General features: G+C 65.2%; 17 protein-coding genes. 6 read left to right on the top strand and 11 right to left on the bottom strand.

All coding sequences use genetic code 11. From position 1 onward, the window contains the following. Nucleotides 1-48: 48 nt before the first annotated feature. Nucleotides 49-579, top strand: a complete 531-nt coding sequence (msrA, locus tag ABDJ38_RS11095) for a peptide-methionine (S)-S-oxide reductase MsrA (RefSeq protein ID WP_346785159.1) — start codon at nucleotides 49-51, stop codon at nucleotides 577-579. A 9-nt stretch (nucleotides 580-588) separates the two neighbouring features. On the opposite strand, the gene ABDJ38_RS11090 is transcribed toward msrA, so the two are convergent. Further along, entirely contained in the window at nucleotides 589-1,806 is a 1,218-nt protein-coding gene (locus ABDJ38_RS11090; protein ID WP_346785158.1) for an RsmB/NOP family class I SAM-dependent RNA methyltransferase, read from the bottom strand. A gap of 58 nt (nucleotides 1,807-1,864) precedes the next feature. Here ABDJ38_RS11090 and ABDJ38_RS11085 point away from each other — a divergent pair, with 58 nt between their 5' ends. After that, nucleotides 1,865-2,020, top strand: a complete 156-nt coding sequence (locus tag ABDJ38_RS11085) for a DUF1674 domain-containing protein (RefSeq protein WP_346785157.1) — start codon at nucleotides 1,865-1,867, stop codon at nucleotides 2,018-2,020. Here the strand turns inward: ABDJ38_RS11085 and ABDJ38_RS11080 are convergent. Genes ABDJ38_RS11080 through ABDJ38_RS11065 form a run of 4 tightly spaced genes read right to left on the bottom strand, consistent with a single transcriptional unit; the run spans nucleotide 2,017 to nucleotide 6,955 of the window. Then, nucleotides 2,017-2,613, bottom strand: coding sequence for a hypothetical protein (locus ABDJ38_RS11080; protein ID WP_346785156.1), 597 nt, complete (start codon nucleotides 2,611-2,613; stop codon nucleotides 2,017-2,019). The two genes, ABDJ38_RS11085 and ABDJ38_RS11080, sit on opposite strands and share 4 nt — an antisense overlap. A gap of 19 nt (nucleotides 2,614-2,632) precedes the next feature. Then, entirely contained in the window at nucleotides 2,633-3,655 is a 1,023-nt protein-coding gene (hemH, locus tag ABDJ38_RS11075) for a ferrochelatase (protein ID WP_346785155.1), read from the bottom strand. Next, on the bottom strand, nucleotides 3,652-5,946 hold the full coding sequence (locus tag ABDJ38_RS11070; protein WP_346785154.1) for a molybdopterin cofactor-binding domain-containing protein: 2,295 nt from the start codon (nucleotides 5,944-5,946) through the stop codon (nucleotides 3,652-3,654). The genes hemH and ABDJ38_RS11070 overlap by 4 nt, the downstream gene beginning before the upstream one ends. A 43-nt stretch (nucleotides 5,947-5,989) precedes the next feature. Next, nucleotides 5,990-6,955 (bottom strand): Mrp/NBP35 family ATP-binding protein, encoded by a 966-nt coding sequence (locus ABDJ38_RS11065; protein ID WP_346785153.1) that lies wholly within the window; start codon nucleotides 6,953-6,955, stop codon nucleotides 5,990-5,992. Between the two features lie 112 nt (nucleotides 6,956-7,067). Between ABDJ38_RS11065 and hflK the strand changes: the two genes are divergently transcribed. The 3 genes from hflK (at nucleotide 7,068) to ABDJ38_RS11050 (ending at nucleotide 10,780) form a co-directional block, all read left to right on the top strand. After that, nucleotides 7,068-8,243 (top strand): protease modulator HflK, encoded by a 1,176-nt coding sequence (gene hflK, locus ABDJ38_RS11060; protein WP_346785152.1) that lies wholly within the window; start codon nucleotides 7,068-7,070, stop codon nucleotides 8,241-8,243. 1 nt (nucleotide 8,244) lies between these two features. Next, on the top strand, nucleotides 8,245-9,087 hold the full coding sequence (gene hflC / locus ABDJ38_RS11055; protein WP_346785151.1) for a protease modulator HflC: 843 nt from the start codon (nucleotides 8,245-8,247) through the stop codon (nucleotides 9,085-9,087). Between the two features lie 151 nt (nucleotides 9,088-9,238). Beyond that, entirely contained in the window at nucleotides 9,239-10,780 is a 1,542-nt protein-coding gene (locus ABDJ38_RS11050) for a Do family serine endopeptidase (RefSeq protein WP_429771109.1), read from the top strand. 78 nt (nucleotides 10,781-10,858) lie between these two features. On the opposite strand, the gene ABDJ38_RS11045 is transcribed toward ABDJ38_RS11050, so the two are convergent. The 6 genes from ABDJ38_RS11045 to ABDJ38_RS11020 all read right to left on the bottom strand — a co-directional run bounded on the left by ABDJ38_RS11045 (nucleotide 10,859) and on the right by ABDJ38_RS11020 (nucleotide 15,618). Beyond that, nucleotides 10,859-13,012, bottom strand: coding sequence for a transglycosylase domain-containing protein (locus ABDJ38_RS11045; RefSeq protein WP_429771108.1), 2,154 nt, complete (start codon nucleotides 13,010-13,012; stop codon nucleotides 10,859-10,861). A gap of 82 nt (nucleotides 13,013-13,094) precedes the next feature. After that, on the bottom strand, nucleotides 13,095-13,496 hold the full coding sequence (gene msrB, locus ABDJ38_RS11040) for a peptide-methionine (R)-S-oxide reductase MsrB (RefSeq protein ID WP_346785149.1): 402 nt from the start codon (nucleotides 13,494-13,496) through the stop codon (nucleotides 13,095-13,097). A gap of 74 nt (nucleotides 13,497-13,570) precedes the next feature. Further along, a complete protein-coding gene (locus ABDJ38_RS11035; RefSeq protein ID WP_346785148.1) occupies nucleotides 13,571-13,921 on the bottom strand; it encodes a hypothetical protein in 351 nt (116 codons plus the stop codon). A 25-nt stretch (nucleotides 13,922-13,946) separates the two neighbouring features. Continuing rightward, on the bottom strand, nucleotides 13,947-14,618 hold the full coding sequence (locus ABDJ38_RS11030; protein WP_346785147.1) for a glutathione S-transferase family protein: 672 nt from the start codon (nucleotides 14,616-14,618) through the stop codon (nucleotides 13,947-13,949). A 68-nt stretch (nucleotides 14,619-14,686) separates the two neighbouring features. Further along, nucleotides 14,687-15,055 carry a hypothetical protein gene (locus ABDJ38_RS11025; protein ID WP_346785146.1) on the bottom strand — a complete coding sequence of 123 codons (369 nt, stop codon included), beginning with the start codon at nucleotides 15,053-15,055 and terminating at the stop codon, nucleotides 14,687-14,689. A 47-nt stretch (nucleotides 15,056-15,102) separates the two neighbouring features. After that, on the bottom strand, nucleotides 15,103-15,618 hold the full coding sequence (locus tag ABDJ38_RS11020) for a nuclear transport factor 2 family protein (RefSeq protein WP_346785145.1): 516 nt from the start codon (nucleotides 15,616-15,618) through the stop codon (nucleotides 15,103-15,105). Nucleotides 15,619-15,739: 121 nt separating this feature from the next. Between ABDJ38_RS11020 and ABDJ38_RS11015 the strand changes: the two genes are divergently transcribed. Beyond that, entirely contained in the window at nucleotides 15,740-17,155 is a 1,416-nt protein-coding gene (locus ABDJ38_RS11015; protein ID WP_346785144.1) for an MFS transporter, read from the top strand. The last annotated feature ends 77 nt before the right edge of the window (nucleotides 17,156-17,232 follow it).

Below are 17,232 nucleotides of genomic sequence, written 5' to 3'. Positions count from 1 at the left end.
CAAGAGCGCCTGCGCTTCCCATGTCTGATTGAAAGGAGATTTACGACAATGACCATGCAGGCGATTATCGCAGGCGGCTGTTTCTGGTGCACCGAGGCGGTGTTCAACGATGTGATCGGCGTCAGCCAGGTTGAGAGCGGCTATATCGGAGGGGATGTAGAAGCCCCGACCTACAAGCAGGTCTGCTCAGGGACCACCGGCCATGCCGAAGCCATCCGCGTGACCTTCGACCCTGATGTGGTGACCTTGGCCGAGATCTACGACATGTTCCTGGGCACGCATGACCCGACCCAGCTTAACCGGCAGGGCAACGATGTTGGCACGCAGTACCGCAGCGCGATCTTTCCGCTCGACGACGAACAGCGTGTGGAGGCCGAGGCCGCGGTCGGGCGCTGGAACGCGGCGAACGGCGCAATGGCAGTGACGACCATAGAAGGCCCGGCCACCTGGTATCCGGCGGAGGACTATCATCAGGAATACTGGCAGGGCGAAGGCCAGCGCAATCCCTATTGCCTCGCGGTGATCCCGCCCAAGCTGATGAAGCTGCGCAAAAGCTTTGCGAAATACGTGAAGGACTGACGCCCTCGCTCAGGCAGTAAAGCGGGCGATGAAGAAGCCGTCGAGCCCGCCCTTGTCTGCCAGCATCCCCGGATCGGTGCGCACCCAGCCTTCGGGCGTGGGGGCAAGCCCCACAGGCAGTTCTTCAGCGCGGACGGGATCGGGCGTAAGCTGGCAAGCGGCGGCGATGTCCTCGCCCTCGGCGCGTTCGAGCGAGCAGGTCGCGTAAACCAGCTTCCCATTCGGCACGAGCCAGTTGCCCGCGCGGTCGAGCAACTGGCGCTGCAAGTCGGCCATGGCTTCGATCTGGCGTTCGCCGATGCGGTGGAGCACGTCGGGGTTGCGGCGGCAGGTTCCGGTCGCGGTGCAGGGCGCGTCGAGCAGGATCGCATCGTATTGCGCCTCGGGGTGCCAGCCCATCGCATCGGCCTCGATCACCTCGGCGGCAAGGCCGGTGCGCTCGCAGTTCTGGCGCAGACGCTCCAACCGGCGCGACGAATTGTCGAGCGCCGTGACCCGCCAGCCCATGCTCGCCAGTTGCAACGTCTTGCCACCGGGCGCAGCGCAGAGGTCGAGCACGCGGCGGCCCTCGCCCTTGGCGAGCAGACGCGCGGGGAGCGAAGCCGCAAAATCCTGCACCCACCATGCGCCTTCGGCAAAGCCGGGTAGCTGTTCGACCGAGGTGCCGCGCGGCAACCGCATATGCCGCGGCGCGAGGCTTTCGCCGTCCAGCCCCTCACCCGCGTCGTCGGCACGCAGAGTCAGGTCGAGCGGAGGCGGGACGGCGAGTCCGGCGGCAATAGCCTCGGCCCGCTCGCCCCAGCGCGCTGCGACAGCAGCGGGCAGACTCGGCACGGACGGCAAGGCCGCCTCACCGCGGGTGAGCGTGGCGAACACGCCGTGCGCCAGCCGCTTCGGTCCGCCGTCGAGCAGCGGCAGGCAGGTCGCCACAACCGCATGCGGCGGAGTGTCGAGCCGCAGCCACTGCGCCAGCATCATCCGCAACACCGCGCGCGCCTTGGCATCCTCGGGCAGCGGCTTCTTCGTGGCGCTGTCGATCAGCGCGTCGAGATCGACCAGCCAGCGCAGGCTCTCCGCCGCAATGGCGCGGGCTAGCGCGCGGTCGGCGAAATCAGGGAGGCCGTTGGCCGCGCCGCCCGCCTGCTCCATGGTCTCGCCGCGCCGCAGCACCGCGTCGAGCATCTTCAGCGCCGCCTTGCGCGCGCCATGTCCGGGAATTGTCGCCATTCCCGCGCCCTAGCGGCGCTTGCGCCGCAGCGCCAGTAGGGCCATATCGACAAGCGTTATGGAACGAGCCACCAAACGCCCCAACACCTTCACCAAGCCCGCGCACTGGACCAACGATCCGCTGCCCGCGCCGCAGAAGAGCGCCGACAAGGAAGAGCTGAGCCCGACCCGCTATGGCGACTGGGTGAAAGACGGCATCGCGATAGACTTCTAGTCGCGCGGTTGCTCCGGCGGCTTCTCGTCCGGCTTGCCGAGCCAGCGCGCCCAGTCGATCTTCGTCATCGCCACCAGCCCCGCCAGCAGCACTAGCTGAACCGCAATCGACAGCGGACTGGTGAGCGTTTCCTGAAAGGTCTCGCCGAAGCTGGTATGCTCGGCCACCAGTTGCGCCGATCCGGCATAGAAGCTGTAGGACACCAGCCGCCCAAGGAAAAACGCCCCCACGAACGGAGCGATCCGCACACCGGCGAGCCCAATCGCGCCGAACATCTGCGCCGAGGGCAGCGGCGACACCGCGAAGAACACCAGTGCCAACAGGCCGCTGTGGCGCTTGCCCTCAAAGGCAGCGCGGGCGGCCGCGAGGTTGGCCTTCGTTTTCTCCGACAGGCGCGAGGCGAACAGGCGAAACAGGTGCGCCAGCACATATCGCCCGCTCGATGATGCAAGCGCGGCGGTGAGCACCAAGGCCGGCAGCGGCAATTGCGAGCGCAGCCCGAACAGCAGGATCACCGACCAGGTCGGCGGCCCGAACGCTGGCAGCAGATTGACGGCGAACACCACCAGGAACAGCAGGGCATACTCGTTCACGAAGGCGGCCCAGACCGGCTCAGAGCCATCCCGCCAGTTCGCGGCGCATCAGCGCTTCAAGCATGGCCATGCCCGCCTCGCCCGCGTTGAGGCAACTGAGCGCGGCAAACTGTTCGCCGCCCGCCTCGGTGAATTGCTCGCGCCCGCGGATCGCCAGTTCTTCCAGCGTTTCGAGGCAATCGGCCGAAAACCCCGGCGCGGCGATGGCGAGGCGCTTGGTGCCCTTCTTCGCCTCGTCTTCGAGAACAGTGTCGGTCGCCGGTTCGAGCCACTTGGCTCGGCCGAAGCGGCTCTGGAAGGTCGTGACCATGCGCAGCGAGGGCCGCGCCAGCTTCGCCTCGAGCAGGCGCGCGGTCTTCATGCAGTGGCAGTGATAGGGATCGCCCAGTTCCAGCGTGCGCGCAGGCATGCCGTGGAAGCTCAGCAGCAACACTTCGGGCTGGAAGGCTAGCGCATCGAGCTGCGCGCCCAGATCTTGCGCCAAGGCGGCGATATAGGTCGGGTCGTCGTGGTAGGGCGGCAGCGTACGCAATGAGGGTTGCCAACGCTTTTCCCGCAGCCAGTCCCCAGCCTTGTCCACAACCGTTGCGGTGGTTGCGGCGCAATACTGCGGATAGAGCGGCGCCAGCAGAATACGCTCGCATCCGGCCTGCATCAGCTTTTCAAGCTGGTCGGGAATCGACGGCGCGCCGTAGCGCATCGCCCAATCGACCATCACGCCCTCTCCCAGCCGCTGCTGAAGCCCGCGCGCCTGCTGCGCGGTGATCGCGGCGAGCGGCGAGCCTTCGTCGGTCCAGACCTGGCTGTAGGCATGGGCGCTTTTCTTCGGGCGCGTGTTGAGGATGATTCCGCGCAGGATCGGCTGCCATACCAGCGCAGGGATCTCGATCACCCGGCTGTCGGACAGGAACTCGGCCAGATAGCGCTTTACCGAAGGCGCGTCGGGCGCTTCGGGTGTGCCGAGGTTGACCACCAGAACCCCCACCTTGCCGCTGGTAACGGGGGGATGATCGGCGGGAAGGTTCTGCGGTGTCCAGGTCATGCGAGCGCGGATATAAGCGGAAGTCTGCGCAAACGCAGCCCGGTCGCGGCAAAAAAGGCGTTGGCAACGGCAGGGGCCACGGCCGCGACCCCGATTTCGCCCGGATCGAAGGGCGGCAGGTCGCTGCTGACGAACTCGACCGCGATCTCGGGGCAATCGGCCAGCGTCGGCAGGCCGAGCGCGGCCAAGCGCCCGTGGGTGGGCAGGCCATCGGCATATTCCGTGGCCGAGCCGAGCGCGAGGCTGAGGCCGAAGATCAACCCGCCCTCGATCTGCTGCAAGGCCAGGTCTCGGTTGACCACGCGGCCGATGTCGACGCAGGCGGCGAGGCGGCTTACGCGCACCCCGCCAGCACCGGCGCTGGCCGTGGCGATCACAGCTATCCGTCCGCTGGCAGGGGACGCTTCGCCCAGCCCTGTCACCTCGTCACGCATGACATGGCAGGCGAGCCCCTGCCCGGTGCCCGGCGCGCCGCCGTCCCACTCGGCCATGCGCGCCACCTGCTGCAGGCAGGCCACCAGCCGCGCGTCACGACCTAGCATCGATATGCGGTAGGATAGCGGCTCGCGCTCGTACTTGTGGGCGATCTCATCGATGAAGCTTTCGCGCATGAAGCAGGTGATCGCATCGGCGCGCCCGCGCATCGGGGCGGTGGGCAGCGCAATCGATACCGGCACGTGCTCGACCGCCAAATCGGGAATCGCATAGGGCGGGTCCAGACCTTCGACCGCGAAGGGATCGGCCTCGCCCGAAACCTCATCAATCGCGGCCCAGCTGGTCTTGTTGTCAAACAGGCGGCGGCTAAACTCGCGCATCGTCGGCGGGCTGGCGAGCCGCGCGCGCAAGGTCGCAATGGTGCCGTCGGCGGTTACCTGCGCGCCGAGAATCCCAGTGGCGGGCATGCGCGGATGGCTTGCGACGTGTTCCTGCCAGCGCGACCATGTCAGCTGCACCGGACGCCCCGCCTCGCGCGCCAGCAACGCCACCTCGATGGCGATGGCATCGTCCAGCCGCCGATCGAAACTGCCACCCGCCGCCACCGGATAGAGCACGACATCGCTGGTGGAGATGCCGAGCGCGCGGGCCGCCGCCAAACGGGCCGCTTCGGGCGCCTGCGTCGGCAGCCAGAGCTCAAGTGTGCCGTCGAGCAACCGCGCGGTCGCACAGCTTGTTTCGATGGTGGCATGGACCGCCGGAGCCACCTCGTAGCGCCGCGCCTCGTTCGATTGCAGGTCTTCCGCACCGTTGCCACGCTTGGCGAACACCGCCGAATCCCCGCGCAGCACCGCCTCATCGAGCTGATCGGCAATCGTCTCGCTGCGCACCGTGCGGACATAGGAGAACTGCGGCGCGATTTTCTTCAGCGCCTCTTCCGCCGCCCACCATGTTTCGCCGAGCGCCGCCAGCCAGTCCTTGCCGCGCACCAGCTGGATCAGGCCGCGTTGCCCGCTTGCCAACGTGGGGTCGAAGTCGACTAGCGTAGCCTTGTCGAGCGGGGCATGACGGATCGCGGCATAGACCATATCGGGCAGGCGCACGTCGGCGGCGAAAACGAGGCTGCCGTCGACCTTGCTTGGCAGGTCAAGCCGGGGAAAAGCCGTTCGCTCTTCGTCGCCAAGGCCGCTTTGCCCCACCGTTTCGGCAGGCGGCTGCGCGCGCAACGGAGGCACTTCGGGGGCCTCGTACCGCGCCGCGTCGAGCGCCAGTTCAGCGAAACTCGCCGCGTTCTCTCCATGGCGGATAAAGCCACCCTCCGCCTCGCATTCTTCCCAGGCGACGTCCCACTTCTCCGCCGCGGCCATGGCCAGCATCGCGCGCGCCGAAGCGCCTGCCTCGCGGCAGGCCATCTCGTAGGCAGCCAGCGTTGTGCCTTGCGCGGTAACGGTGAAGTTGTTGCCTTGCGCAAACCGTTCGGCGAGGAAGTCACCGGGCTCGCTGGCCAGATCGGGCAACATGGGCATCCACAGGGGCGCCCAGCGCGCCGCAAGAGGCAGGTTGGCGTAGGCCCCGCTGACCGGCGCGGGCTCAACCGCCACCTGCCGCCAGTCCGCCCCCAGCTCCATCGCCACGATCTGCGGCAGCAGCGTCGTAACGCCCTGCCCCATTTCGAGCTGCGGCATAGCCACGGTAACAACGCCGTCAGCCGCGATCTTGACCCATGCGTCGAAAGCCACCTCGTTGTCCGACGGCGAAAGGGGGCTGTCGAACTGGCGCGGCAACAGCGTCCAGGCGACGAGCAAACCGCCACCGAGCGCAGCCCCTGCCAGTATTCCTCGCCGTGTCAGCTGCACCGCAAACGGTCTCCTAGGCCGATGTCACGCCACTGTGCCCGGCTCAGGCGGAGCGGTCCAGCCACGCGGAAAGCTGCTCGGCAATCGCGGCGAAGGGCTGGCCTTGCGGCAGGTCGTTCGCGGCGGGCGGCTGGCCGGTGTCGCTCGCCACCCTAATCGCCATGTCGAGCGGCACGCGCCCGAGGAACGGCACGCCGAGACCCTGCGCCGCACTCTCGGTGCCGCCGTGACCGAACGGATTGCTCGTCTCGCCGCAATGGGGACAGATATAGCCCGACATATTCTCGACCAGCCCGATGATCGGCACCTCGCCCTGCCGGAACAGGTCCATCGCACGGGTAGCGTCGATCAGCGCCAGATCCTGCGGGGTGGAAACGATCAGCGCGCCCGCCGGCTTGAACTTCTGCAACATGGTGAGCTGTACGTCACCGGTGCCCGGCGGGAGGTCGACCAGCAGCGTGTCAACATCGCCCCAGTCGGCCTCGATCAGCTGGCCGAGCGCCTGGCCCACCATCGGCCCGCGCCAGGCAATCGCCCGGCCCGGCTCGATCAGCTGGCCCATCGAGAGCAGCTTCACGCCGAATTCGGTCTCCGTGGGGATCAGCGTCTGGCCCTCGGCGCGGTGTTTCTCGTTCTGCGTGCCAAACAGCAGCGGCTGCGAGGGGCCATAGACGTCGGCATCGACCACGCCGACCTTGCGGCCTGCATTGGCGAGCGCAACGGCAAGGTTCGTGGTCAGCGTCGACTTGCCAACCCCGCCCTTGCCCGATCCGACCGCGATGATGCGCCGCTCGACCTTGTCGGCCATCAGGGCCACACGCACCTCGCTTACTTCGGGCACGGCGCCTACGGCCTGCTCCAGCTCGCTCTGGAGCTGCGCGGCGGCACTGCGGCCCAGCCCGGAGGCATCGGCAATGATAGTGGCGATTCCATCGGCGAATTTTGCGCTTCGAACCATGCCCGAAAGCTCTGCGGGAATGGCGGCGCGAACTGTGTCATCCATACTCATGGGCCTGCCCCTAGCCGGTTTGGCATGCGCCGCGCACCGAAAACTTGTGCCTCGCCCCTGTTTTTCGTGACAAGCCGCCCTATACAGTAAGGCTATGGAACGACTGGGCGGGATGATCGAAAGGATCGCACTGGCAATGGCCGGCAAAGGTAGCCCCTGGGGCAAGCCCTCGGGCAACAATGGCGATAACTCTGGCGGCAACGGGGATGGCGGCAAAGGGGATGGCTCGCCCACTCCCACGCCTTCGGGCGAGGATGGCCCGCGCAACCCCTGGCTGCCCGGCGGCAAGGATGGCTCGCGCGGTTCGGCCAGCATCGAAGACCTGTTCAAGAACCGCGGCCCCGAAGGCCCGCGCCGCACCGGCGGTGGCCCACGCGGCCCGAACTTCCGCCTGCCCGAACGACCCGGCGGCAAGAGCTGGTGGCCAATCGCCATCGGCGCCCTCGCGCTGGTGTGGATAGGGACCACCTCGGTCCACTTCGTGCAGCCGCGCGAGGCGGGCATCAAGACATGGTTCGGCGGCCAGTATGCCGGCCCCATGCAGCCCGGCACCAACTGGTCCTGGCCCTGGCCGATCCAGATGGTCGAGGTCGAGAACGTCAGCCAGATCCGCCTCGAAACAATCGGCGGCGGCGATGAAAACCTGATCCTCACCGGCGATCAGAACCTGGTCGATCTGTCCTATATCATCCGCTGGAACATCAAGGATCTGTCCCAGTTCAAGTTCCAGCTCGCCGAGCCGGCCGAAACTGTGCGCGAAGTGGCCGAAGCCGCGATGCGCGCATCGGTGGCCGAAACCGATCTCGACACGGTGCTGTCGGGCTCGGGCCGCGAGCAGGTGGAATTCCGCGTGCGCACCCGCATGCAGACGATACTCGATGGCTATGGCGCGGGCGTCGCCATCCAGGGCATCGAAATCGACAAGACCGAGGCTCCGCAACAGGTGATCGAGGCCTTTAACGACGTGCTCGCCGCAAGGCAGGACGCCGAGCGTAATCTCAACGAAGCGCGCCGCTACGAGCAGCAGCTGCTCGCGCAGGCGCAGGGCGGCGCGGCCGAGTTCAACGAGATCTACGCGCAGTATCGCCTCGCCCCGCAGGTGACCCGCCAGCGCCTCTATTACGAGACCATGGAAAGCGTGCTGGCTGAAACCGACAAGACCATCATCGAGGATGGCGCAGGCGTGACGCCCTACCTGCCGCTGCCCGAAGTGCGCCGCCGTTCGCAGGAGGCGCAGGGCAACAACGTGACAATCACACCCTCGCAATCGCAGCAGGAGGGTCAGTAAGATGGAAGCGATCTGGCAAAAGTATAAGATCGCCATCGTAGCGCTGATCGCAGTGCTCGTTGTCGTTGGCAGCTCGTTGGTGATTGTGCCCGAAACCGAGCAGGCCGTGGTGATTCGCACCGGTGAGCCGGTGCGCAAGATCAACGCGTTCAATCCGAACCAGCCCTATGGCAAGACCGGGGCCGGTATCGTTCCGCGCATTCCGATCATCGAACGGGTGCAGATGGTCGACCGCCGCGTGCTCGATCTCGATATGGAGCGCGAAACCGTGCTCTCGCAAGATCAGCAACGGCTCGAGGTCGATGCCTATGCCCGCTTCCGCATCATCGACCCCGTGCTGATGGTGCAAAGCGCGGGGACCGAGGAAAACCTGCGCAACCAGCTTTCGCCGATCCTGATATCGGTGCTGCGGCAGGAGCTGGGACGCCGGACCTTCGCCAGCCTGCTCACTGCCGAGCGCGGCAATGCCATGACCCGTATCCGCGAAGTGCTCGATGCCCAGGCGCGGCGCTATGGCGCGCAGATTCTCGACGTGCGCATCAAGCGTGCCGACCTGCCGCAGGGCACGCCGCTGCAGGCCGCTTTCACCCGGATGCAGTCCGACCGTCAGGAAGAGGCGGAAACGATTCGCGCCGGTGGCCGCCGCGACGCGCAGATCATCCGCGCCGAGGCCGAGGCCGAAGCCGCCAAGATCTATTCCGACGCCTTCAACAAGGATCCCGAGTTCTACGATTTCTGGCGCGCGATGCAGTCCTATCGCCGGACTTTCGAGACCGGCAATGGCGAAAGCTCGATCATCATGGACGGCAATAACGAATACCTGCGCCAGTTCCGCGGCCGTTGACCCAGCCAGGCGGCAGGGTGACGATGCTATCGACTACATTTGTCGTTAAAGCCGCATTCAGCCGCCATGCGCTGGAAAAGGGCCGGGACAAACCCAATCTACCGGCAGGACACAGCTCCTGCATGTTGCAGTTAGAGAGGAACATAAGGACGTGAAGCCCGTGCGCTATTCCTATGGCATTACCGCCGCCCTGCTGACCAGCGGCGCGGTCGTATCGCTCGTTACCGGCCAGCCAGCCGGGGCCCAGGTCGCCCAGAACGACCGTGTGCAGATGGAGAACGTGGTTCCGCGCGCCGGTGCCCCGTCGAGCTTTGCCGACCTCACCGCCGCGCTTCAGCCCGCGGTCGTGAATATCTCGACCCGCCAGCGAATCACTGTCGAAAACCAAAACCCCTTTGCGGGTACGCCCTTTGCCGACCTGTTCGGCAATCGCGGCGGACGCGGCCCGACGACGCGGGAGGCCCAGTCGCTCGGCTCGGGCTTTATCGTTTCGGCCGATGGTTATGTGGTGACCAACAATCACGTGGTCAGCCCCCCCGATAACCGCGCCCAGCTTGAGGAAGTGACCGTCACGCTGGCCGACGGCACCGAGTATCCGGCCGAACTGGTCGGCACCGACCCGCAGAGCGACCTGGCCGTGCTCAAGATCCAGCGTTCGGAAGCCTTCCCCTTTGTGCACTTCGGCGGTTCGACCGAGGCGCGTGTGGGCGATTGGGTGATCGCGATCGGCAACCCGTTCGGCCTCGGCGGCACGGTGACCAGCGGGATCGTGTCCTCGGTGCTGCGCAACACCGGCAGCGGCGCCTATGATCGCTACATCCAGACCGACGCCGCCATCAATCGCGGCAACTCTGGCGGCCCGCTGTTCGACATGCAGGGCAACGTGATCGGCATTAACAATGCCATCTATTCGCCCACCGGCGGCAGCGTAGGCATCGGCTTTGCCATTCCTGCCGATATCGCGCAGCCGATCGTGGAAAGGCTGATCGACGGCGAGGAAATCCTGCGCGGCTATCTCGGCGTGCGTATCCAACCGGTTGACGACGATATGGCCGAAGCGCTCGGCATCGAACGCAATCGTGGCGAGTTCATCCAGATGGTCAGCCCCGGCGAGCCGGCGGAAGCGGCGGGCCTCAAGGCTGGCGACGTGGTGCTCAAGGTCAATGGCGAGGATGTCACCCGCGATAACTCGCTATCCTACATCGTGGCCAACCTCGCACCGGGCACAACCGTGCCAATCCGTATTCTGCGCGATGGTCGCGAGCAGACGGTGCGCGCCACCATCGGCCGCCGACCGAGCGAGGAGGAACTGCGCCAGCAGCAGATGTTCAGCGGCAACGACGACGAGGGCGCCTCGCCCATGGCGCCCAACCAGGGCGGCGGGCCGCTGGCCGAGCTGCTCGGGATCCAGGCGGTGCCCGTCACCCCGACAATCGCGCGGCAGCTTGGCGTTCCAAACGATACCACGGGCCTTGCCATCACGGTTGTCGCGCCCAATTCGGACGCGGCGCGCAAGGGCCTGTCGCGCGGGGTCATCATCCTCTCGGCCAACGGCACCCCGGTCGCCCAGGTGGCGGACCTCGAAGCCATCCTCGAAGAAGCACGCGACAGCGGTCGCAACGCGGTCCTGCTGCGGGCACAGGCGCGTGGTGGCCAGCCGCAGTCGGTCGCCGTGCGGCTGCTCGACGAATAGGTCCGCAGCAAAAGAAGCAACGCACAAGAGAAAGCCCCGCCCGGCCTGTGCCGGGCGGGGCTTTTTCATGCCCGATGTTCAGTTGACCGGTTGCTGGTAGCGCCGGTCCGCAGGCGGCGACGCGGGCGCCGCTGGCTGATCAGGCGCTTCAGGCCGGTCACGATCGGGGCCCAGGCCGTTGATCGCGCGATCGAGGAAGCTGTCGTTGGCGGCAGGTGGCGGGTCACGGTCCATTCCGGCGGGGTCAAGCTCGTCGTACGACGGGACCTGCTGACGGCCCCCGGGGCGGTCCGGCTCGACCAGATTTCCGTTCTCGTCGATATAATAATAGTAATCGGCATCCTCGCCGTAGTAATATTCATCGTCGGGCTCGAGCTGCCATTCAGGCAGTTGCAGGTCGGTGTCGAACTGCTCGACCGGGCGATCTTTCACTGCATAGCGCATATAGGCGGCAAAGGCAGAGGCAGGCGCACGCCCTCCTGAGAGGCCCGGCACCCGCTTGGCATCGTCGCGGCCCATCCATACGCCGGTGGTGATCCCTGAGGAAAAGCCGATGAACCAACCATCCTTGTTGCTCGACGTGGTGCCGGTCTTGCCTGCCACCGGTCGGCCAATCTGCGCCGCACGGCCCGTGCCGGTGGCGACCGCCGTCTGCAACAGGTCGGTGATCCCGGCAGCGACATAGTCGGGGACGAGCTGGTATCTGCGCGGCTCATCGTGACGATACAATTCGCGACCATCGGCCCCGGTAACGCGGATAATGCCGTAGGGCTCGATCGACTGCCCCTTGGCCGCGACCGAGGCAAAGGCGCGCGTGAGGTCGATCACGCGCACTTCACTGGCGCCCAACACCATGGCCGGAAGGGTGGAGATGGGCGTGGTGATGCCGAACCGGCGCGCCATCGAGGCAACGTTCGAAAAACCGAATTCGTAGCCAAGTGAGGCCGCGACCGTATTCTTCGAATAGGCGAAAGCGCTGCGCACATCGATGGATCCGGCATAGGTGCCGCCCGAGTTGCGCGGGCTCCACCCATCGATGGTGACCGGCTGGTCGTGAACAGTGTCATCGGGGCGATAGCCGCCTTCCAGCGCGGTGAGATAGACGAACAGCTTCCAGGCCGAGCCGGGCTGGCGCAGCGCTTCGGTGGCGCGGTTGTAGTTGCTGGTCACGTAGTCGGTGCCGCCGACCATCGCGAGAATCGCCCCGTCACGATCAAGGCTGACGAGCGCGCCTTGCGCACCATCGGGCGCGTTGGACTTAACGGCAGCCGTGGCGGCCTGCTGCATGCCAACGTCGATCGTGGTCCAGACGTCGATCGGCTCGTTCGACCCGTTCGGCAGCAGCAGGTCGAGCTGTGGCAATGCCCAGTCGGTGAAATAGCGGATCGAGTTCTGCCCCGCCTCTTCGCGCACATGAACGATAGAGGTATCAAACTCGGGCACACGGGCCGGATCGAGATCGCCATAGGCCACCATCTGCCCGATCACCACGCGTGCGCGATCGACTGCGGCCTGCGCATCGGCGGTGGGAGAATAGCGGCTGGGCGCCTTGACCAGCCCGGCGATGATCGCAGCCTCTTCGAGGTTCAGCTCGCGCGCCGAGTGACTGAAGAACTTACGGCTGGCGCTGTCGATCCCATAGGCGCCGCCACCGAAATAGACCTTGTTGAGGTACAGCTCGAGGATCTGCTCCTTGGAGAAATTCCATTCGAGCGCGAGCGCCAACACCGCCTCGCGCGCCTTGCGGTCGAGCGTGCGGTTGGAATTGAGGAACACGTTGCGTGCCAGCTGCTGGGTGATGGTCGAGGTGGCGGAGACCCCCCGATCCTGCTGCACCGCGTTATAGATCGCGCGCGCGAGCCCCATCGGGTCGATCCCGAGGTGCGAATAGAACCGGTGGTCTTCCACCGACACCATCGCGTGCTTCATCACCTCCGGGATTTCGTCTGCATCGAGCCACTCACCGTAGGACGGGCCAAGTTCGACGATCTCAGTCCCGTCGCGCGCACGCACGACGATAGTCTGGCCGTTCTGGCTCGATTTGAGCTGGTCGAAACCGGGCATTTCCTGCGCCGCGAAATAGACCGCCGTGAACAGCGCCACGGCTCCGAGCGCGGCCGCGACAAATCCGACCACGAGCAGCCGCTTGGTCCAGCGCCAAAAGGCACCGGACTGCTTTGCACCGCCGCGCTTACTCACTTTCCTGGAGCGTGAACCCCGCCCGCTGGCCATCTGCCGTTCTATCCTGCGTCACTTGTTCACCATGCATAGGGCAAAGCTAATGCAGGGTGAACGGCCAAGCTGCCGCCAGCGTTCAGTTTTCCTCGGGATTGAAGTCAAGCGAGGCGGAATTGATGCAATAGCGCAGACCATCGGGGCCGGGCCCGTCGGGAAAGACATGGCCGAGATGGCCGGAGCAGCGCGCACAGGTCACCTCGGTGCGGACCATGCCGTGCGACATATCGCGGTGTTCTTCCACCGCATCGGCGCTGGCGGGCGCGGTGAAGCTGGGCCAGCCCGAGCCGCTGTCATACTTGTCGTCGCTCTCGAACAGCGGCAGGCCGCATGCGGCGCAGACATATTCGCCCGCCATCTTGTTCTTCTCGTATTGCCCGGTGAATGCCCGCTCGGTGCCGCCTTCGCGCAGCACGTGATACTGCTCGGGCGACAGACGCTCGCGCCATTCGGCTTCGGTGAGATTGAGCTTATCGGGCATGGGTCAGGCCTCCTTCTGTCGCGATATGGGAGGCTGGTGGCGGGGCCGCAAGTTCGGCACCAGCTTCACCGTGCCTAGTCCTCCGTTTGGACCAGCCACCGGGAATAGCCCTCCCAGTCTTTATCAAGCGCCGCTCGGTCAACACATTCTTCCACCAGATTCAGCAAACCCTCTGGATCGGCCTTCATCGCTTCGATCACTGCTGCGCTCTCGTTCAACCGTTCTTCCGGGAGCTTTGAATAGTACCACGAGCGTAAGACATAGAGGGCCTGACGCTGAGGCTTGGTGGAAATTCCATCCGTATTCATCTCAAGCGTGTGAGCAGCCAATGCACAATGAAGATCGTCCCGGCTATCGAGGACATCAGCGGATGTCTGAGCACATCCGGCGAGCACAAGGCATAAGGCTAACGTTCTTGCCGCCAAGACCATAATGCCATTCGAAACCGCCCTAGGCATTCACATCCGCATAGTGGCTAGCGGGCGGGATGCCCTCCATCTTGTCGGTGAGCAGGCTGCGGAAGCTCGGGCGGCTCTTGATCACGCGATACCAGCCGTGCGCCGTATCGTGCCCGGTCCAGTCGATCCCGCCGAGGTAATCGGCCACCGAAATCTGCGCGGCAGCGGCGAAATCGGCCAAGCTCATCTGCGCGCCCGCCAGCCAGCGGTGGTTGTCGATCAGCCAGTCGATATAATCGAGATGCTCGTGCGCAAGCCGCATCGCCGAGCGCAGTACGCCGCTATCGGGCGCCGCGCGCAGCACGATCCGCTTCTTCATCTTCTCGTGCATCAGCGGGCCGGTGACGTCATAAAAGAAGCTCTCGTCGAACAGCGCCACCAGCCGCCGGATTTCCGCCCGCGCCAGAGCAGAGCCAAGGATCAGCGGGGTCTTGTCGACCGTCTCTTCAAGATATTCGCAGATCGCCTGGCTATCGACCAGCGTGCGGTTGCGCTCGGAATCGTGCAGCACCGGGGTGCGCCCGGCGGGGTTGAGCGTGTAGAAGTTGTCACTCGCATCCCACGGATTTTCGCGCTTCAGCTCGTAGGCGACGCCCTTCTCGCTCAGCGCCAGGCGCACCTTGCGGCTGAAGGGACAGAGCGGGAAATGAAAGAGGTGCCACATGGTAATAGATCTCAATGCCCGAGCCGCGCATTTGGGTCCAGCATACCCGCGCTGCAAGTGCGGATAATTCAGCGGTGGCCTGCGCTGTCCGGCTCGCCGAGTTGCGGCAGGCAGACCTGCATGATCGGTTCGATGCTATCATGATCGACGAGATCACGCGCTTCGGCGGCCAGGGCCGCGCGGATGCCTTCTTCATCGAGCCCGGCCTCGTCCATAACCCTGGCGGCGGCGCGCACGAAGTATTCGCGCGCCTCGCCGCCAAGCGGCGGATAGGCGAGCGCTGCGGCAGCGCCCGTCTCCTGCCCGTGGGCGACCAGCGCGAAGGCAGCCGAGCAACGCAGGGCCATCCGATGTTCAAGACTGAGCGGAGCGGCCTGCTGAGCATGCAGCGATGCTGAAGCAGCAAGCAGGGCGAGGACAGGAACGATGCGGATCATGCCTCACGCCTTTGCCCGGCCTGCCTTAATGCAGCGTGTCTCACCGCTTACGAGTGCGCATCCATTGCCAGCACCGGGTTTACCTTCCCCGAATCGCGTCCGGCGAGAAACTCGTTCTTGATGTTGCGGTATTTGAACTTCCACTCGCCATCGACGCGCACCAGCTCGTCCTCGTAGATACCAAAGGTGCCAAGCGTCGGGGTAAGGCGGTCGCTACCGGGCAAGCGCGGGCCGTCGTTGGCGGTTTCGAACCAGAAGCCGGTATGCCAGGCCTTGTCGCCCTCCACCCGGATCACCGACTGGCACAGGACGTGGCGCAGGATCGCGGGATTTCCGTCGACATCCTGATAAAGCGAACCAACCGCTTCCTTGAATGCCTTGGCCGAAGCGCGGATGTTCTCGCGCCCCGTCACCGCGCCGCGTGCATATTCGAGCGTGCCGTCCTCGGTGAAGGTCTCGGCGTAGGTATCGAAATCGTTGTAATCCATGGCAAACAGATAGCGCGCCATCAGATCCTCGATCTCGGCGCGATCCTGCGCATAGGTGGCGGAATATTTCGTCATCGACCTTCTCTCCCGTGGTTCTGCGACAAATTGCGACACGGCCTTGACCTGCGTCATGGCGTCGAAACTGCTTGATGGGCACTTTGGAAAAGGTCAACAGGACCGCGAGAGAGGAACATCAATGGCCATTAGTCCTGGCGCGCCGGTCAATTCTGAAGCTGCGGCTGCCGACGAGATCGACAGCGCCGCGCAGATGCCATGGCCGAGCGAGGGCAAGGGCTGGTTCGCGCTGTTCGTGATCGTGCTCACGATGTTCATCACCTTTTTCGATTCCACCGTATTCGCGATGCTGGCCGAGAAAATGAAAGGCAGCTTCGGCCTGTCCGACACGGCGCTGGGCTTCCTGCTCGGCCCCGCCAGCGTGGTGGCCTTCGTGTTTGTGGGCATTCCGCTGTCACGACTGGTGGATATCTATCCGCGCAAGCTGGTGCTGGCGGGCGGGATTGCCGTGGTCGGCGTGATAACGGCGCTGGGCGGACTGGCGCAGAGCTTCTCGCAGCTCGTCGGCACACGGCTGTTCGTCGGCGCGGGTGGCGCGGCGCACGGGCCGGGCTCCTACTCGCTGCTGGCCGATGCCTTCCGCCCGATTCGTCTCCCGCTGGTTTTCGCGCTGGTGCAGGTAGGCTTCGTGTTCGGTTCATCGCTCGGCACCTGGGGCGGCGGCCAGTTGATCGCCTGGACTAACACCATGCCAGAGCGGATCGCCTTTCTCGGGCTCGAAATCTTCTCCTGGCAGCTGATCCTGCTGATCATCGGCGCGCCGGGCCTCGTCGCCGGAATCCTGTTCCTGATGGTACGCGAACCACCACGCCGCCTGCCCCCGGGCGCAAACCGGCTGGTGCCGCCCGATGCTTCGCTGGGCCGCAAGCTGCTCGCTTTCACCGGCCTCGACGCGCTGAAGGCAATCAACGCGCGCGGGGCGGTCTACTGGCCGCTGTTCTTCGCGCTGGCGATGTCGGCGATCGAGAGCCAGGGGCTGCCCGCCTGGCGCGTTCCGTTCATCACCCGCACCTATGGCTGGACCGCCGACGAGATCGGCAACCTGCTCGGCCCGTTGATCTTCATCGCCTCGATCTGCGGCATTCTGGCGGGCGGCGTGTTCGTGAGCTGGATGAACCGCAAATATATCGACGGCAATATCCGCGCCTGCGCAATCATCTTCACCTGCACCACGATCTTCGCCATTTCGGCCCCGCTGATGCCCAATGGCGAACTGGCTCTCACCTGCATGGCGCTGACCTCGTTCTGCGGCCTGGCGGGCGCGCCTGCGCAAAATGCCGCAATCCAGCGGATCGCGCCCAACGAGATGCGCGGGCAGGTGACTGCATTCTATCTGTTCATGTTCACCTTCTTCGGCGCTATGGGCAGCTTCGTGATCGGCACGGTGAGCGACCTGATCGTGGGCGATCCGCAGAAGCTGTGGGAGGCGCTGCTGATCGTGGCGGGCGTGTTCATGCCGTTGGCGACGTTCTTCATGTGGCGCGCGATCAAGCCCTATGGTGAAGAAGTCGCTCGGTTGCAGGAGCGCGGGCTGTAATCGTCACGATGCGGTCCGTTTCGTTGCCGAGGCGCTATTCCCGTTGACTTGATAAGCTGGCTCCCACAATCGTATGC

This window comes from Aurantiacibacter flavus, from assembly GCF_039710615.1.
Taxonomy (GTDB): domain Bacteria; phylum Pseudomonadota; class Alphaproteobacteria; order Sphingomonadales; family Sphingomonadaceae; genus Alteraurantiacibacter; species Alteraurantiacibacter flavus.
This window is presented reverse-complemented; position numbering and strand designations above follow the sequence as displayed.

What these genes read in the sequence shown, in the direction of transcription:
- msrA (WP_346785159.1), top strand. Translation starts at nt 49, where the DNA reads ATGACCATGCAGGCGATTATCGCAGGCGGCTGTTTCTGGTGCACCGAG.
- ABDJ38_RS11090 (WP_346785158.1), bottom strand. Translation starts at nt 1,806, where the DNA reads ATGGCGACAATTCCCGGACATGGCGCGCGCAAGGCGGCGCTGAAGATG.
- ABDJ38_RS11085 (WP_346785157.1), top strand. Translation starts at nt 1,865, where the DNA reads ATGGAACGAGCCACCAAACGCCCCAACACCTTCACCAAGCCCGCGCAC.
- hemH (WP_346785155.1), bottom strand. Translation starts at nt 3,655, where the DNA reads ATGACCTGGACACCGCAGAACCTTCCCGCCGATCATCCCCCCGTTACC.
- ABDJ38_RS11065 (WP_346785153.1), bottom strand. Translation starts at nt 6,955, where the DNA reads ATGAGTATGGATGACACAGTTCGCGCCGCCATTCCCGCAGAGCTTTCG.
- hflK (WP_346785152.1), top strand. Translation starts at nt 7,068, where the DNA reads ATGATCGAAAGGATCGCACTGGCAATGGCCGGCAAAGGTAGCCCCTGG.
- hflC (WP_346785151.1), top strand. Translation starts at nt 8,245, where the DNA reads ATGGAAGCGATCTGGCAAAAGTATAAGATCGCCATCGTAGCGCTGATC.
- ABDJ38_RS11045 (WP_429771108.1), bottom strand. Translation starts at nt 13,012, where the DNA reads ATGGCCAGCGGGCGGGGTTCACGCTCCAGGAAAGTGAGTAAGCGCGGC.
- msrB (WP_346785149.1), bottom strand. Translation starts at nt 13,496, where the DNA reads ATGCCCGATAAGCTCAATCTCACCGAAGCCGAATGGCGCGAGCGTCTG.
- ABDJ38_RS11030 (WP_346785147.1), bottom strand. Translation starts at nt 14,618, where the DNA reads ATGTGGCACCTCTTTCATTTCCCGCTCTGTCCCTTCAGCCGCAAGGTG.
- ABDJ38_RS11025 (WP_346785146.1), bottom strand. Translation starts at nt 15,055, where the DNA reads ATGATCCGCATCGTTCCTGTCCTCGCCCTGCTTGCTGCTTCAGCATCG.
- ABDJ38_RS11020 (WP_346785145.1), bottom strand. Translation starts at nt 15,618, where the DNA reads ATGACGAAATATTCCGCCACCTATGCGCAGGATCGCGCCGAGATCGAG.
- ABDJ38_RS11015 (WP_346785144.1), top strand. Translation starts at nt 15,740, where the DNA reads ATGGCCATTAGTCCTGGCGCGCCGGTCAATTCTGAAGCTGCGGCTGCC.